At 37.6% G+C, this 17695-nt stretch carries 10 protein-coding genes; 2 read left to right on the top strand and 8 right to left on the bottom strand.

Annotated features, from left to right (window positions below; all coding sequences use genetic code 11):
* Positions 1-96 precede the first annotated feature (96 nt).
* The gene (locus QNH48_RS11485) at positions 97-2379 is read left to right on the top strand and encodes a S8 family serine peptidase (protein ID WP_283955008.1); all 2283 of its coding nucleotides are present in this window, start codon (positions 97-99) and stop codon (positions 2377-2379) included.
* Entirely contained in the window at positions 2357-4213 is a 1857-nt protein-coding gene (locus tag QNH48_RS11480) for a dockerin type I domain-containing protein (protein WP_283955007.1), read from the top strand. Before QNH48_RS11485 ends, QNH48_RS11480 begins: the two co-directional genes overlap by 23 nt.
* A 104-nt stretch (positions 4214-4317) precedes the next feature.
* On the opposite strand, the gene brnQ is transcribed toward QNH48_RS11480, so the two are convergent.
* From brnQ to QNH48_RS11440, 8 genes are all read right to left on the bottom strand, one after another.
* Positions 4318-5604: a branched-chain amino acid transport system II carrier protein gene (gene brnQ, locus QNH48_RS11475; RefSeq protein WP_283955006.1), complete on the bottom strand. Its 1287-nt coding sequence runs from the start codon at positions 5602-5604 to the stop codon at positions 4318-4320.
* Between the two features lie 46 nt (positions 5605-5650).
* Positions 5651-6610: an AraC family transcriptional regulator gene (locus tag QNH48_RS11470; RefSeq protein WP_283955005.1), complete on the bottom strand. Its 960-nt coding sequence runs from the start codon at positions 6608-6610 to the stop codon at positions 5651-5653.
* A 118-nt stretch (positions 6611-6728) separates the two neighbouring features.
* Positions 6729-7565 carry a rhamnulose-1-phosphate aldolase gene (gene rhaD / locus QNH48_RS11465; RefSeq protein WP_349655134.1) on the bottom strand — a complete coding sequence of 279 codons (837 nt, stop codon included), beginning with the start codon at positions 7563-7565 and terminating at the stop codon, positions 6729-6731.
* A gap of 333 nt (positions 7566-7898) precedes the next feature.
* Positions 7899-8660 carry a DeoR/GlpR family DNA-binding transcription regulator gene (locus QNH48_RS11460; protein ID WP_283955004.1) on the bottom strand — a complete coding sequence of 254 codons (762 nt, stop codon included), beginning with the start codon at positions 8658-8660 and terminating at the stop codon, positions 7899-7901.
* Between the two features lie 170 nt (positions 8661-8830).
* Positions 8831-10084, bottom strand: coding sequence for an L-rhamnose isomerase (gene rhaA / locus QNH48_RS11455; RefSeq protein WP_283955003.1), 1254 nt, complete (start codon positions 10082-10084; stop codon positions 8831-8833).
* A gap of 19 nt (positions 10085-10103) precedes the next feature.
* Positions 10104-11522, bottom strand: a complete 1419-nt coding sequence (gene rhaB / locus QNH48_RS11450) for a rhamnulokinase (protein WP_283955002.1) — start codon at positions 11520-11522, stop codon at positions 10104-10106.
* 151 nt (positions 11523-11673) lie between these two features.
* Entirely contained in the window at positions 11674-12282 is a 609-nt protein-coding gene (locus tag QNH48_RS11445) for a hypothetical protein (RefSeq protein WP_283955001.1), read from the bottom strand.
* 158 nt (positions 12283-12440) lie between these two features.
* On the bottom strand, positions 12441-17507 hold the full coding sequence (locus tag QNH48_RS11440) for a rhamnogalacturonan lyase family protein (RefSeq protein WP_283955000.1): 5067 nt from the start codon (positions 17505-17507) through the stop codon (positions 12441-12443).
* Positions 17508-17695: the final 188 nt, after the last annotated feature.

The raw sequence follows: 17695 nt of genomic DNA, 5'->3' as shown, positions 1-17695 counted from the left end.
CTCATAAATACCCCCATAGGATGCTTCGTAACACCAATCTATAATGAAAGAGTAAAATCCACAATATTCAAAAAATTAGAAAGGGTGTAACAAAACTTGAAAAAGAAAGCTTCAATTCCATTCAAAGTTGTATCTACTTGTTTTTTAGCGTCTAGTTTGCTAGTTTCGGGTACTTCTCAAGCATTTGCAGATACTGCCAATCCAAGCAAAATCACTAACGCCGAACAATATCTTCAACATTTATCCAAGCAAGACAGAGACCGAATTCATAATAATCAAGAAATGGGAGTTCCTAATAAATACCTCTCCCCTACTCTAGAAATTTTCAGTGACAAACCTGTAAATATCATTGTTCAATTCGCACAGGATCCCGCTGAAGCAGCTGTGAAAAAGCATGCGGATATTGGAAAAACACTTGTTCTTAACGAGGCTAGAAAAAAAGTAGAGGAATCACATCAAAACTTCAAAGCAAAAATAGGACAAGCCAAAAAAGCTGCTCCTAACTTAGAGATCAAAAATGAATTTCGTCATGCCTTTAACGGTGTTGCCATGACGGTACCTGCTAAGGATGTACATACACTCCTCTCGATGGATGGAGTAAAAGCAATATGGGAAGATAAACAAGTATCAGTCGAGCCACCGGTGTCTGAGATTGACGAAACTCAAACAAAAAGTGCTTCCCCTGCACTAGACAGTATTGCACATATCGGTGCCACAAAACTTCACATTGAAGGAATTACGGGAAAAGGCGTAAAGGTGGGTGTTATTGATACAGGCATAGATTATACACACCCTGATTTAAAAGATGCCTATAAGGGTGGATTTGACTTTGTCAATAACGACGCAGATCCTATGGAAACAACGTATGATGAATGGAAACAATCTGGAGAGCCTGAAATAAGTCCATTGGGCGGATCGACATATTATACGTCTCATGGGACTCATGTTTCTGGAACGATTGCTGGACAAGGAAAGAACAGTGCTGACATTGCTGTCACAGGAGTTGCTCCAGGTGTAGAACTATATGGATATAAAGTGTTAGGTCCATATGGTTCAGGTTCATATAGTAATATATTAGCGGGTATTGATAGAGCCGTAGTTGATGGGATGGATGTTATTAACCTTTCATTAGGCAGCAATCATAATGATCCACTAGACCCAACTTCTATTGCTATCAACAACGCTGCTCTAGCAGGTACAGTTGCAGTAGTCGCAGCTGGAAATTCTGGAAGCGATTTATATTCACTCGGATCACCTGGAACTTCAGCATTAGCGTTAACTGTAGGTGCAAGTGATTATTCAATTTCAGTGCCGACTGCAAGTGCTGCAGTAGATAATCTTTCCTTAACCGATTTGCGGTTGCTTGCAAAAAGCTACAATGATGATTTAAATGCATTGAAAAATCAAGCACTTTCCATCATTGACGTCGGATTAGGCTATGATTACCATTACGATGGCAAAGATGTAAACGGGAAAATAGTCCTTGTTGAACGTGGGATATTTAGTTTAAATGAAAAGGTTATGAACGCAAAAAAACATGGTGCCACTGCGGTTTTATTATATAATAATGACCCAAATGAAGGACATATTCCTCATTATCTAGGTGAAGGTTTTGAATTCATTCCTGCTTTCGCCCTTACCAATGAACAAGGGCTGCAGGTTCAAGATAAAGTGAAAGAAGGCAACACTACTTTTACGATAAATACACTAAGTGAGAATAAAACTAGCGGAGATAAAATGGCTGCTTTTAGCTCTCGGGGACCTTCTTACAGAAATTATGATATTAAACCTGAAATTACGGCCCCTGGGGTTGCCGTGTATTCAAGTGTTCCAGCATATATGAATGGAGAAGAACATCAGAATAATTATCAATTTGCTTATCAAAGAGCCTCTGGTACTTCGATGGCTGCACCGCATGCCGCAGGAGCAGCTGCACTTCTTTTACAAGCACACCCAGATTATCAGCCAGAGGATGTAAAAGTGGCTCTAATGAATACAGCTGATAAGCTAGTGCAAGATTACAGTGTGTTTGAAACTGGAGCAGGAAGAATTGACGTTTATGAGGCTGCACATGCCGAAATAAATATAAAAGTTATGGATGATACTGCTAGCATGAAGGGCGAAGAGGAAGTTTCTATTCCTGACGTAACAGGAGCTTTAAGCTTTGGAGCGCAGGTTGTAAAAAAACAAACCAAGAAAGACACACGTAATCTCACATTAACGAATACCACCAGCAGTGACAAAACTTTTAATGTTAAGGTAGAGTTTAATCAAAAAGTGCTAGGTGCAAAGGATGCCGAAAAGAATAATGTTACTTTAGAGATACCTGATTCCATCAATGTAAAGGCCAACAAAGTTGGATATAAAACCATCTATTAAAATACCAACTTCTGCAGAGCTTGGAAATTATGAAGGATACATTTATTTTACCAATAAAGAAAATAACGAGGAAGTTTACCAGGTGCCTTTTGGATTTAAACATATCAAAGAAGGCATAAACGAGGTTGATGCATACTTTACTTCCTTCACAACAAGACGTGACTTAAACAATTCGGCCTATGGATTTACCCCAATTTTATTTTCACTAAGCAGTTCGATGGAAACAGTAGATGTTGTATTAAAGGATGCAGACACAGGAGAAGCTCTTGGACTTATCGATGCTTATCAAGGCTTTTTCCCTGAAGAATTGATTTACGAGACCGAGTTTGGATTTAATGGATTGTATGTTCCTTTTACAGGTAACGCGGATAACCCTGTTGCATATGCAAAGAAACTGGCTGCACCTGGAAAGTATGAAGTAGAGATTATAGCAACTAATAAAGATGGCAAAGTATTCAAAAAGTCGGATATGTTTTTCATTGAAAATACGCTGCCAGAAATAACAATGCAAACTCCAGGTGGCGTATATGAAGTAAACGAAGAAGGCATGACGATTAAAGGAAAAATCTTTGACAAGCATGTTAACACCATGAAGGAGAATGGATTTACTATCGATCAATCTTCAAATAATGTTTACCTGTTAAATGAATCATTCACTCCTATCTCGGTTGACAAAGATGGTAATTTTAACTTTAATACTGTTCTGCCTAACGGCAAAGATTTCACGAAGGCAACACTTCAAACCTTCGATAACGCACTCAATGGTATGCAGGACCATCCGGATTTCACTTACACATTTGTCAAACAAGGTATTCCATACATGAAGCTTTTTTCTAACAAAAATAATGCAAAGTATGGAGATACTTTGACGGTAACACTGAGTGCGCATCATATTAAAGACTTAACTGGCGGGGAGTTCACATTAGCCTTTCCATCTAGCACCTATGAAGTTACAAATACAGAACTAAACAAAGAATTTACAGCCTATGCCGAAGCACACAATTTACAAGCTGACCTTACAAAAGGAGAGATTACGGCAGCAGGCAGTCAAAATAGAATTACTTTGAGTACGATGTTGACAGGTGAGACTGTCCAGCCGATTCAAACATCAATGCCATTAATTGACGTAACATTAAAAGTAAAAGAAAATCCGAACAGCTATACCAAATGGATTCAAAACATTAATGTAACAAGCGCGAAAGCATTTTCATTAAACCAAGCTCCTGTATCTATTCATGGTTTTGGCCAGGGTGTGAATATCATTCCAACAGTATCTCAGCTTGAAGGGGGCATACTTGCGGATGGCTTCTTAGGTGAATACGGCATTTGGTTAGATTATAATAAGGATTTCTCTAAAGCTGGTATGACAATCGAAGCTGTCGGTGAGGACGGGAAAACGTATAATGGAGATTTCAACTACAGTGCACGTTACTTCTTAAAAAATCTTCCTGCAACAGATCAACAATATGATATTACCGTTAAAATACCAGGTCATTTTGATCGTCATGTAACGGTTAGTAACTTACATGATATGTATAATGGTGAATCTGCAGGTCGAATGACATATATTTTCTATGCCTCAGTAATGGGTGGAGACGTAAATAACGATAATGTAATTGATATTATGGATGCAGACTATATCAAAACATATTGGGGTAAGGACAAGCGTGAAGCAGACATCAATTTCGATGGTTTCGTAGATGCAAAAGATATGCAATTTGTAAGACAACACTATTTAAAACAAAACCCTGATGTCCAAAAAGCTCCTACAGCAAAAGAGATTTACAAAGGTAAAAGAATAGATGATATTTTAAAAGAATTAAATATCCAATAATTTCATTCTAAAAAAAAACGAGAAACGCAGTATTGATGGTTTCTCGTTTTTTTCCATATTATTTACTACAGATTTGTTTTCATTATTGGAGATGAACCTCTTAATCAACCTAAAATATATCCAACAATTAACCCTAATAGTGCAGGGATGAGCCACCCCAGCCCTTCAATATAATAAGGAAGAATTTCAAATGCCTCACTCCATTTACTATCTAAAAATACTTTGTTAATGGTGTCTAAAACACTAAAAAGAGTAACAAAGCCAATTACAGATCTGTAAATATATAGATTTCTTTTAATAATATCATCCAGTAGACCTAAGAAAATTAGTACAATGGCAATTGGGTAGATCATGCCAAGAATGGGTACAGATATTTGCAGGATTTGTGTTAAACCTAAATTTGCTATTGCAGTACTAAGAACAGCTAAGATAACAACCCATACTTTATATGCGACTTTTGGAATGGCATTGGAGAAGAATTGGCTGCATGATGTAATTAAACCAATCGACACACAAAAACATGCCAGTGTAAAAACGATACCTAATAACAATGTTCCGCTTCTTCCGAACAGGTAGGACATGATGTTGGACAAAATGATTGCTCCATTTTCAGCTTGTCCTAAAGAAGAACTCGCAGCGCCTAGATATCCCAGAATAAGGTAAATCACCGTTAATAACAAGCCCGCACCTAAACCTGCGTACATCATATAGCGAGATTTCTTTTTGGAGTCAAGTACACCTTGTGCAGTCAATGTGTTAGCAATGACAATACCAAATGCGAGGGCGGCCAAGGCATCCATGGTTAAATACCCCTCTAATATTCCTTGGAATAAAGGATTCTCCTGATAATTCCCAACTGGTGATTCAAACGAACCAATTGGATCCATTAAACTCTTTACAAAAATAATGGCTATCAAGGTTAAAAGGATTGGTGTCAACAGTTTCCCAAAAAGACTAATCAGTTTTGAAGGATACATACTCAACCAGGCGGCTAATCCAAAAAAGATGATGGTATAGAGTAATAAAGAGATCGGACCTTCAACCAAATTCTCCGGTAAGAACGGTGCGGCCCCCATTTCAAAAGCAAGGCTTCCTGCACGAGGAATCGCCAGTCCTGGGCCGATTGCAATATAAATCAAAAATGGAAATATCAATGCAAATAAAGGGTGAACTCTAAGGTTCAGCTCGTTCAAGCTTCCTACCTTTGCAACTGCAATCACTCCTAATATCGGCAGTCCTACTGCTGAAACAATAAAACCAGCTAAGGCCAGCCAAATTTGATCCCCAGCTGATTGACCGAGAAAAGGTGGGAAAATAAGGTTCCCTGCGCCGAAAAACATAGAAAATAACATAAAACTAATAAAGACTACTTGCTTAGCAGAAAAATTCATGATGTATCTCCTTAGGTGTAATAAAAAACAACATTTTAAAATTATATCATTTGTTGGCTCTGAATTCCTTTGGTGTCTGCCCAAATTTCCCTTTAAAAATTCGATAAAAATAACTGATGTTATCATAACCAACCTGTTCAACAATCGAAGCAATTGGCAAATCGGTTCCTTCTAACAATTCTTTTGCTTTTCCCAGCCTTCTTTCCTGAAGAAGGTCTTTAAATGTACGGGAAGTCGCCTTTTTTATCGTTTTGCTGAGACCATAATGGGATTGGTTTAATTGCTCAGCCAATTCGTATAAAGATGCTTCTTTATAGTGTTCCTCTATATATTTAAGTGACTCCACTACCATATAGTGTGTGATGGAGGCTTCTTCTTTTCGTTCCACTCGATCAGAATTCTTGATAAGCTCTATCATAACTAGCCCCATGTAAAGCTTGATAGCAGACTCTGAGAAAGTGGTGGGATACATAATTTCATGAATCATTTTTCTAATTAAATCCTGTATGCCTTCCACTTCCGAAACTTTAAAATAAAGAAATTGCCCATTCTGTGTATTATTGTAAAGGCTGCTCAATAAGAAATCACTGACAATATTACCTGAGCTTAAATAAGAAAAAATAAAATCAAAAAAAGCTAGGCGAATAATAAAATTAATGACAATGTCTTCTTTGGCACAAGCTTTAATCTCATGTTCTATATGCTGATTTAATAGAAGCAGCTCCCCTTTTTTTAAAATGATCGGTTTCCCGCCGACTGTCTGCTCCAATTTCCCGTTATAAACATAATTTACTTCAATATAATCATGTTTATGTAGGGGGAAATCTACAAATCGAGTGTGCTGGCGAACCATAATCATCTTTTCTTTACTTAAAAATTTTTCACTTTCAATAATAAAATTTGTCTTACTCGTATATAGTTCTTTACTTACTTTCGCTTGCTGTTCAAGAATACTCTTCTCTTCATCAGTAATCTGTAAAAGCTCGTTTAGTAGTTCTTGATTCATGGTTCACCTTTTCCTGTTTTCCAATTCATTATTATAAGTAGTATAATACCATTTCCTTTTATCCATTAGAACAAAAAGGTTTGCTCCATTTTAGGAGCACACCTTAGATTATTTCTTGTTAACTATCCTTAAACATATATAAAATCCCTTTTCGTGGAACAACACCAAATGCATCCGCAAGCTCTTGCAACTGTGCATCGGTAATCGTTTGTTTTTTTCCGCCTTGGGCACAAACAATCGTATAGACTTCAGCGGCTTTTTCTGCTGTTTCAATTAGACCAAAGGTTTCATCTAATGTGGTACCAGCACCGAATATTCCATGGTGCGGCCAAAGTACAAGGCGGACATCTTCCATTTTTTCTGCGGTTGCTTCACCAATGGCATTTGTGCCTGGAACAATCCATGGAATGATTCCTACACCTTCAGGGAAAACAACCAGACATTCAGTGCACATTTCCCATAAGGTTTTTGTAAAATCTTCTTCCTTCAAGCTATGTGTATAGGACATTGCAATAAGATTGGTTGCGTGACTATGCATAATAACCCGATGGTTTTTATCAACTGCTAAACGCTTCATATGGTTCATAAGATGTGTTGGTAATTCACTTGTTGCAACTCCGCCATCTTCAAATCCCCAAAGGATTTCATAACTTTTACCGTCCGCTGTAATGCGAATGAGACCTAAGTTATTCGCTGGATCTCTCGTTACATTCTTAAAATATTTCCCTGAACCCGTTACGATGAAATATCTACCAGCCAGTGCTGATGCATCAAAGTTCATCGGTAGTGTTCTTTTCACATTATCAACATTTAAATATGGAAGAACTTCATATTCATGTAATAAATAACTGATATTCCCCCCATTACGTTCATCCCAGCCTAATCGATATAAATTCGAAGTAGTTTCTAACATTTCTTGTAAAAATGGGGCTGTATAGATTGCATCTTTAATCATTGTCATACTCATCTTGATTTCTCTCCTTTTATTGGAATTATTTATTTCTGCAAAAGTTTGTTTTTTATATTAATTAGTTTTGTTTTATTCATTACAATGTAAATATACCCCCAAAACAAACATAAATAAACAAAAAGACATATAAATAATTTTGTTTAATTTTGATTAATTAACATATTCTTCACAATTACACCCGTTTATTTTTGTTTTATCAAGAATTTTGTCACAATTTGATAGATGCTCTTCTTCGTTTAAACAAATATAAGCAGACCATTACGGTCTGCTTATAATCTATTTCTCTATAAAGTTTTTATTGAGTTGGCAATTTTTAATTTAATTTGCTATCGTTACATTTATGTTTTTTTCTTCTAACTGTTTTTTAGTTTGCTCATCTATATTCGAATCGGTGATAATCGAGTGAATCTTTGATACAGGAGCAATTTGTGAAAAAGCCCGTGTTCCAAATTTACTTGAATCAACCATTAGTATGGTTTCATCTGCAATATCTATCATTTGTTTCTTCAAAAGTGCTTGTGACTCATTAAAATCACTTAGCCCCTTTTCTAGGTGGACGCCTTTACAAGATATAAACGCCTTATTAACGTGATACATTCCCAGCGATCGTTCAGCAAGCGGACCGACATAGGAAAGTGATTGTGCCAATAAAATACCACCTGTAGAAATCACTTTAATTTGTTCTTTTTTGCTTAACTCAATTGCTACTTTAATGGAGTTAGTAAGGACAGTTAACGGGATGTCCTCTAATTCCTTTGCTACATACCAAGCAGTTGTACTTGCATCTAACACAATTTGATCGCCAACCTCAATGGATCGTACAGCTTCTACTGCAATTACTTTCTTCTCAGCAGCATTGGTAATTTCTCTTTCCAAATAAGAAGTTTCTCCTTGATCCTTATCAATACTAAGCGCACCGCCATGGCTGCGCATCAATAGGTTCTCTTTTTCAAGCTTTTCAAGATCACGACGAATTGTTTCCTCCGTAACAGAAAATATTTTGCTTAGCTCAGTAACACGTATACTCAACTTTTCATTGACTAGTTCAACAATTTTTTTATGCCTTTCTGCAACAAGCATTTACTAATCCCCTTCCGAACGAACACCTTAATACTTTGTTTTTTGTTGTTTTATATTTATTTTACCTTTGTTTATATAATATATATACCATATTTTTTGTTAAACAAACACATTTTCAAAAAAAGAAGACCCAACACGGGCCTATTATCCCTTATTGAGTCTTTTTTTACTTATCGCTTAGATAAAACCTCATTCTCATAAACCTTTACTTCTTCTAACCATGATTCTCTCACTGGAACACCCATTTTTTCACAGTAATAATCCCAAACTGCACCGAATGGATAGGTTTTAAATTCTTCCATTAATGCTAGTCTTTCTGTAAAGTTGCCTTCTTCTTGAAGCTGCTTTAAATATTCATTTGGTACTAACATCGCATATAGCAACGCTTTAATCATATTGCGTGTACCAATAGTCCAAGCCGCAACACGGTTAATACTTGCATCAAAGAAATCAAGTCCGATGATAACGCGGTCTAAGGCATCATTACGAACGATTTCAAGTGCGATTTCTTTTAATTCATCATCAAGAATAACGACATGGTCGCTATCCCAGCGAACTGGTCTTGAAACATGCAACGCAAGCTTCTCGCTAAACAATAGCATAGAGGATATCTTATTCGATACCGTTTCAGTTGGGTGATAGTGCCCAGTATCTAGTAAACATAATTTATTATTTTTCATGGCATAGTTTAGATAAAATTCGAGTGAACCAACTACATACGATTCAGAACCAATTCCAAATACCTTACTTTCCACAGCATCTAGGTTGTAGTTTTCATCTGTTTCGACTGCAAAAATCTTATCTAATGAATCTTTTAATCTTTTCCTAGGAGTTAGTCTGTCACTTGGGATATCCTTATAGCCATCTGGAATCCAAATGTTCGTTAATGCAGGTGTACCTAGTTCTTTCCCGAAATACTCACCGATTTTACGGCTGCCAATACAGTGATTAATCCAGAATTCACGGATCTCTTCCTTCGGATGAGATAATGTTAAACCATCAGCTGCTTTTGGATGCGAGAATAATGTTGGGTTATAATCCAAGCCAAGTCCCTTTTCTTTTGCCCAGTTTAACCAATTCTCAAAATGCTTTGGTTCAAGCTTGTCTCTTTCAACAACCTCACCATTTGTTTCTGCATAAATTGCATGTAAATTGACTCTATGTTTTCCCGGGATTAACGATAGTGCCTTGTCTAAGTCACTTCTTAATTCCTCAGGCGTTGTTGCCTTACCTGGATAGTTTCCGGTTACATCAATGCCGCCAGATAATTCGCTTTTGTTTACTTCAAATCCACCAATATCATCGCCTTGCCAGCAATGTATAGAAATAGGTACGTTTTTCAATTTTTCTACAACCTCATCAACATCTACTCCCCATTTTGCATAGGCTTGTTTCGCAAGTTCATAGTTTTCTTTTATGGACATTTTTATCTTCCTTTCGTATTTAGCCTTTAACGTGCTGCGCTGGTACATATTTTTTTACTTCAAATGACTTTCTAACAATACACCGTGCTTCTTTAATATCACTGATTTCTCCCAGTGCCATTAATTGGGCTGCGATGTTACCAATTGCCGTTGCCTCAACTGGTCCAGCATATACCTCTTTTTTTGTTACATCGGCAATCAGCTGGTTCAGCATTTCATTTTGACAGCCGCCGCCGATGACATTTATTTTCTCAAACTGCTTTTCAAAGATTTCTTCTATTTCCGTCACTGCCTCCTGGTAGCTTTCTGCTAAACTTTCAAATACACATTTTGCTACTTCCCCAGGAGTGCTTGGGATTGGCTGCTCTGTTTCTACACAATAATTCATGATTGCTTCAACCATGTTTTCGGGTTTTAAGAATCTGTCATCGTTTACGTTTACCTTCGATGGAAACTCCTTCGCCTCTCCCGCTAATTCTACTAATTTTGCAAAGGAATATTCATCATTGTAGTTTCGCTTTACTTCTTGAAACATCCAAAGTCCCATGATATTTTTTAAGAAGCGGTATTGATAATCGATGCCGCCTTCATTTGTAAAGTTATAATCCAATGCCTTAGTAACACAGATTGGGAAATAGTTTTCAACGCCAATTAATGACCAGGTACCAGAACTGATATAAATCGATTCATCCTCTTCCGGAACGGCTATGACTGCTGAACCTGTATCATGTGTTGCTGGAAGAATAACTTGTAGGTCAAACCCAAGCTCTGAAACTAGTTCTTCTGACAGTGTCCCTAGAATTGTTTTAGGAGTTTTAATTTCCTGGAACATCTCTCTATTAATCCCAAGGACATCTAATAACTGATGATCCCATTTTTTCGTAAATGCATTTATCAGTTGGGTAGAAGACGCATTTGTATATTCATTTGCTTTCTTTCCTGTAAGTAAATAATTGAAGTAATCGGGAATCATTAAAAATGATTTCGCTTTTTCCAGTATTTCAGGATTATTCTTTTTAATAGAATAAAGTTGATAGATAGTATTAAACTTTTGGAATTGAATACCTGTTTCGAGATAGATTCTTTCCTTTGAGAAAAGCTCAAAGACTTCTTCCATCAACCCATCTGTACGTGGGTCACGATATGAAACGGCCTCTGTTAATGGCTGGTTGTTGTCATCTAATAAAAGAAAATCAACAGCCCATGTATCTATTCCAATACTATCTGGCTTAATGCCCATTTCTTTGCATTTTTTTAGTCCATTTTTAATTTCTTGAAAAAGAATATCGCTTTCCCAGCAAAAGGAATCCCCTTTTTTCACGATTTTGTTTTCAAAGCGATGAATTTCATCTAATTTTAATAAACTATCTTCAAGATATCCTAATATAAGTCTTCCACTTGATGCCCCGATGTCGACGGCTATACTGTATTTTGGCATTAACATCACCTTTCCGTTGGAAACGCTTACTGATATCTCTATCTTACAAGAAAAATAGGATTTTGCCATATCGTGATTCGACTAATTTATTGTCCTTATTTGCACAAAAAAAATAGGAGATCTTTCGAATTGAAATGATCTCCTACTACATTTATTCAGAAATGAGTGAAAATAACTCATTTATTTGCTCCAATTTTTTTGTATTACTAGGGATGCATAATACCTTATTTTCATCCAACTTTAACGGAGCCAAAAGATTAATGTCCGAGGTGCTAATTCCATAAACTTCTTCATTAGAAGGTAATCGTTTACCGGTTCCCTTAAGATCATTTATCGCTAACAGTGAATTTTGCTGTGATGAGATTTCCTCAAAAAGTTCTTTATCAACAATCAGCAAATCAATAGATCCAGTAGTAATCTGTGCGACCATTTTTTGTACACCTGCTCGGGAAGCCGCGTCTGGGCTTGATTTATCATAGGATAAAGTTTCTATAAAAACTTCTTCATCTGCTTTGTCTTTTACTAGCTCGTTTGTTAAATGTCCTTGTAATTGAGCAATACCTTCTGGATTAACCCCATTACCTAAAATTGTAATATTGAGGTACGCCTCTTTTTTCTCATCGATACTACTTATTAGTAGGATTAATAGGATGATTGCAGTAATGCTCCCAATGATATGAAACTTGTAATAGTCCCAGATATATGCAAATCTTTCTTTTGTGCTCATGGGAGCAAGGATTGCTTTGATGTTTTGCTTCAATTGTTGTTACTCCCTTCCATGACGGATAGACGCTTTCAAATGATAGTTAAATATAATTTTAGTATAAAAAAACTTATAATACCACTGGTAGCTGCTTCAAAAAACAGTAGTCATAAAACATGGCCCAAAGGATAATACACTTTGGGCCATGTTTACTTTTACTTTTTCAAAACTTCAGCAAATTTGATTAGCATTTGCGCTTGTTTTTCTGTGAAGTCTGTATTCGCTTTTGCTTTCACTTGGTTGATATAGGCATTTAGCTGTCCATCTCTTGCACCTTTGTTACCTTGTTCCTCTGAAGCTTTTGCTGCTTCCAGTTTAGCAATTAAAGCGTTCAAGATGTTGCTATTGCCCTCTGATTCAGTTAGGAACAACTGTGTAAGTTTTCCAAGACTATCAAAATCAACATCAACGTTAATCGTAACGGATTTGGTCGAGCTATTTCCAGCCTTGTCTACTACATCTGCCTTGAAGGTATGGTTTCCTAACCCAAGCTCATAAGCTGGTAACGAAACATCCTCACAAGTTGAGGATGCAACTCCCGATAAAGCATCTTCTGCCTGACAAGTAATAGTAACAAATTGATCCACTTGGAATAAGGTTCCGTCCTCAACCGAGAAGGTGATTTCTGGAGCAGTTTTATCAATGTTAATCTGAATTGTTTTCTTTGGTTCGATGTTACCACTCTGGTCGACACTCCAATATTCAAGAACATGTTTACCATCTTCTGTAATGGTAACTGTACTGCCTTCTTGGTCGGCTGAACCATTTAATGAATAATAGGTTGTTTTAATACCAGATTGATAGTCATATCCAGTTAAATTTACTGTTACTGGACTATTATACCAGCCTTCATTTTCTGCCCCTATTACCTCATATTCCGTTTCTGGCGCATTCACATCCGGTATTTCTACTACATCAATACTTGGTACAGGAGGCTTTGACATGCCTGTTCCAAGGAAGAAGCTAGTATGCGGCGGCTGGTTATATCCGACGTTTTGCCATGCAATCGATAATCGATACTGAGGGTCATGCATTAAAGTGTAAATTCTATTGTCAGTCTCCTCTGTTGTCATGTACACCCTAAGTGCACTGCTGTCATCTGTTCTCCAAATGATTTCTTCTCTCCAGTCACCAAACATATCAGCTTGTAGGACAGGATTTCCTTTTGTTCCGTTATTAGATTGTGTTCCATCAGCAGTCAGAATATTTACTAGCTTACTATTTTCATAATCCCATTTGTCAATCGTTCCTACACCTGTCGCTGTGGCCTCATCCCACTTATGGTCAACTAGTTCGCGGGATAGGTCTCCGTCCCACCAAATAGCAAAGTTACTGGAAGGAATGTTGTCGGAAATTTTTTCACCTTTTGCTGTATGGATTCCGCCTTCCTTACTGTTCCAAGCACCTGAGATTGCCCATGCTTCTGTTCCCTCATACCTTGGGTCAACATCAGCAGACACTCCGCGGCCCGTATCCTGTCCTGTTTTCACACCCCATAGGATTTCACCCGTTTCCGCATCGCGCATGTCATATCCATATGGACCGTCTTTATGCTCTTGTACAGCAAATACCTCAAGACCTGGTCTAGTTGGATCAAGATCACTCACATGTTGAGCATCCCCATGACCTAAACCGGTTGTATATAAGCCTTTGCCGTCATCATCGATTACAGCTTGACCGTAAACAATTTCATCTTTGCTGTCGTTATCGACGTCTGCCACACTTAAATTATGGTATCCTTGACCAGCATAATCTCTTTGACCTTCATCGTTTGAATCAAAGACCCACTGTTTTGTCAATTTACCATTTTTAAAATTATATGCGGCAAGCACTGATCTCGTATAATATCCACGTGCCATGATAATGCTAGGAGTCTCGCCATTTAAATAAGCTACAGCCGCAAGGAAACGATCCACACGGTTTCCGTATGTGTCACCCCATGCACCCACGTCACCGCGAACTGGTTCATAATCTGTAGTATCAAGTGCTTTTCCGGTCTCTCCCTCAAAAACAGTCAAGTACTCTGCACCTTGAAGAACGTAACCTGAACTATTACGGTGGTCAGCATCAGCTCGGCCGATAACAGTTCCCAGACCGTCAATCGTTCCATCTGCCGTTTTGAAAACAATTTCAGCTTTACCATCTCCATCAAAATCATAAACAAGGAATGGAGAATAGTGAGCTCCTGTACGGATATTCTTGCCTAAATCAATACGCCATTTTAAGGTTCCATCCATTTCATAAGCATCTACATATACATTTCCTGTATAGCCGGCTTGTGAGTTATCTTTGGAATTGGTTGGATCCCATTTTAATACTAGTTCATACTTTCCATCACCGTCTAAATCACCGACACTCGCATCATTTGCACGGTATGAATATGGATCGCCAAGTGGGGTTATACCATCCACTGGTTTTTGAAGCGGAATATCAAAATAATTTTGATTCAATACATTCGTGGTATCCTTTGACTTTCTTTCTTTTCCGTCAATTACCGCACGCACTTCATACGTTGATTCAGCTTTTCCATCTTTGTCAACATAGTTTGTACTCGCCACAATGGCTTCAGAATTGATCTTTTCACCATCACGATAGACGTTAAAGCTAATACTCTCAGGATCGGTTCCGAGCATTCTCCAGCTGACAAAAACACCTTCTTCTGTTTTCATCGCAACAGGTGCACGATCAAGATCTTCCATTTGACGTTTAAGTTTTGTTACTGCTGGAGTTTTTAATATTTCAGATTGCTCAGAAATTCCACCAGCATTCACAGCAGCTACCTTATAAAAATAAGCAATGGTAGTTAATACACTTTCATCTTTGTAAGAAGTAGTTTTTGTTTTACCGATATAATCGTATGTCCCATTCTCCTTTTTAGAACGGTACACATTATACGTTATTGCTCCTTCTACTTGCTCCCAACTAAACGTAAGGTCCTTCTTATTTACTTCTTCAACCTTTAAATTTCCTGGTACAGCAGGAACTGGCTGCGACGGATCAATCATTACCACTTTAAGAGGCAGTGATGGATCTGTTTCCACATTGGCATTATCTATTGTGGTAGCAACATATTGATATTCCATTCCAACATCCACGGTGTTATCAGTATAAGTTGTTGTAGTAGAGCTGCCAACTAAGGTAAATTCACTTGTCCCTGCAACTTTTCGATAAACATTATACTTTGCCGCATCGTCTACTACCTTCCATGAAAAAGTTACAAATGGATTTTCAGCATCTAATGACTTTTCATCCAATTTCAGTTCAGAAGGAGCAATCAATATTGGAGTTATTTCAACACCATTTACAATACCTGTGGTACCTCCGAAACTAAAATTCATCTGACCATCCTTGACTGAAACTTGAGAAACAATCTTGGTTGTATAGTTCTTGTTAGGTGCAGAAATTGAACCATAATCCTGACCTTCGACAGCCAAAGTAGTTCTGGCACTTCCTAAGAAATCACCAACATAGACTTTTACTGCATAAAGACCATTAGGTAAATCCACATTAAATTTCCAACCCACGTTAAAATAACCTAACCAGTCGCGAAGAAGATCTCCACCCGTACCACGGTCACGGCCAATCATACCTTGAGGATCTACGATTCCATATCCTCTATCAGGTGTATATACGGTTGAAAGATTGACTCCCGTATAACCCTCAGCAATTGGATTACCTGCTAAGCCGAAGTCAAACTTTAATGTTGCTTTTTTCGTTGTAAATTGTTTTACAGCTGATAATTCAGATTCACCTTTTCCATTAACTGCAATTACATAAACATCATAGGTCTTCCCTTCTTCCATTCCTGTAGTATTCAGTTGAGGAATGGTTGAGGTACCTACCAATTTATAATCGCTGTCAGTTGAAAGTTTTCTGTAAATCTTGTAAATATCTGCCCCTTCTACCTTAGTCCAGGTTACAAGTGCACCCGCATTACTAATGCTGCTTACTGCAACATTCGTTGGTTTAGCAGGAACATTTGCAGGAGGTTCTATACCTGTAACAAACTGAGAAAGTGGAATATTCAGATTTTTAATTTCATCTGACACTAAACGTGCAAGCTGAATGGCACCGTATTCTTGGAAGTGTGTATTATCCTGGGAACCATTTGGGAAAGCAGTATAAACGCCTGGATCTGTATGTAAAAATACAGAAAGACTTCCTTCAGGGCCAATGGTATCGTAATAGGCAACACTGCGTGCACTTAAATCGACGACGTCGACATCCATTTCTGCTGCTACTTCCTTCATACCCTGAACATATTCTGGAAAGCTGACATTAAACTTTCCTGTCGAGACGTTAAAATCACGTCTGCCAACAGGAGTTACAAGGATAGGAGTTGCACCACGCTGGCGTGCGCCATTGATATAGGTTTTTAGATAATTTTGATAATCTGGTACCGATGCATATCTTTCTGGAATACTGATAGTTGCATCATTGTGACCGAATTGAATTAGGAAAAAATCGTTTGGTTTGATTTCTCTTAAAATGTTATCTAGACGACCTTCATTAATAAATGACTTTGTACTTCTTCCGCCAATGGCGTGGTTTTTAAAGGATACATCTGAGCTGAAGAAGCGCGGAATCATTTGACCCCATCCGGCTTCAGGTCTCCAATAATCATCATAGGTTTGAACTGTTGAGTCCCCTGCAATATACACAGTTGGAAGTTCACCCGCCGCTCTTTCTGGAAGTTTCTCAATGGTCATTCCATTAACTTTTGGATTAGTGCCTGTAAATTCGAAATTTAATTGACCATCAACTAGTGAAATCTCAAATGTACGTTCGATATAATTACCTTTTGCAACTGCGGCATTTTGAACTTTCTGAATATTTTCTGCCTTTACACCTACATCGGTACTGTCTGTTTCATCTCCTGCAATGACAGTAATCGAATAATCGCCATTTGGCAGATCCACGTTAAAGGAAGTCCCGGTTGTAGAAACAAAATCTGATTTCAAAGGGTCTGATGTTGTACGATCTGTTGAGGTTACCTTGGAGATATCAGCAAAACCGTAGCCTGCTTCTGCCGAATAAGCTGTGTCTGAAGAAACTTTAATATAGCCTTCTTGAACGGAACTTGATGGTGTACCAAAATCAAACTTTTTGGATAGCAATGGTTCTTCAGCTGCCGCTTCAATTGGCACTGCAGGTAAAGAGGTTAAAATTAGCAATAGACTTAGAACAACTGCAAATAACTTGCTCTGTTTTTTTCTTTTCATCCTCAAAAAACTTCCTCCCCCACTAACTCTTATTTCATTATCTGATTACTCCATTAATTTACTCCTCCAAAATCATCCCCTTTCCACTACTTTGGTAGCGTTTCCAATTGTATAATAGCTCCATTTACTACCTTTTAGTTAGATAGATATCAGTTATTAATGTTTAAAAATCAGTGCTTGGCAAAAAA

It is taken from the genome of Neobacillus sp. YX16 (genome assembly GCF_030123505.1).
Taxonomy (GTDB): Bacteria; Bacillota; Bacilli; order Bacillales; family Cytobacillaceae; genus Neobacillus.
The sequence above is the reverse complement of the archived record's forward strand: the minus strand, read 5'-3'. Positions and strand labels throughout refer to the sequence as shown.

Coding starts and splice junctions, on each gene's coding strand:
- brnQ (WP_283955006.1), bottom strand. CDS start 5,604: ATGAATTTTTCTGCTAAGCAAGTAGTCTTTATTAGTTTTATGTTATTT.
- QNH48_RS11470 (WP_283955005.1), bottom strand. CDS start 6,610: ATGAATCAAGAACTACTAAACGAGCTTTTACAGATTACTGATGAAGAG.
- rhaD (WP_349655134.1), bottom strand. CDS start 7,565: ATGATTAAAGATGCAATCTATACAGCCCCATTTTTACAAGAAATGTTA.
- QNH48_RS11460 (WP_283955004.1), bottom strand. CDS start 8,660: ATGCTTGTTGCAGAAAGGCATAAAAAAATTGTTGAACTAGTCAATGAA.
- rhaA (WP_283955003.1), bottom strand. CDS start 10,084: ATGTCCATAAAAGAAAACTATGAACTTGCGAAACAAGCCTATGCAAAA.
- rhaB (WP_283955002.1), bottom strand. CDS start 11,522: ATGCCAAAATACAGTATAGCCGTCGACATCGGGGCATCAAGTGGAAGA.
- QNH48_RS11440 (WP_283955000.1), bottom strand. CDS start 17,507: ATGAAAAGAAAAAAACAGAGCAAGTTATTTGCAGTTGTTCTAAGTCTA.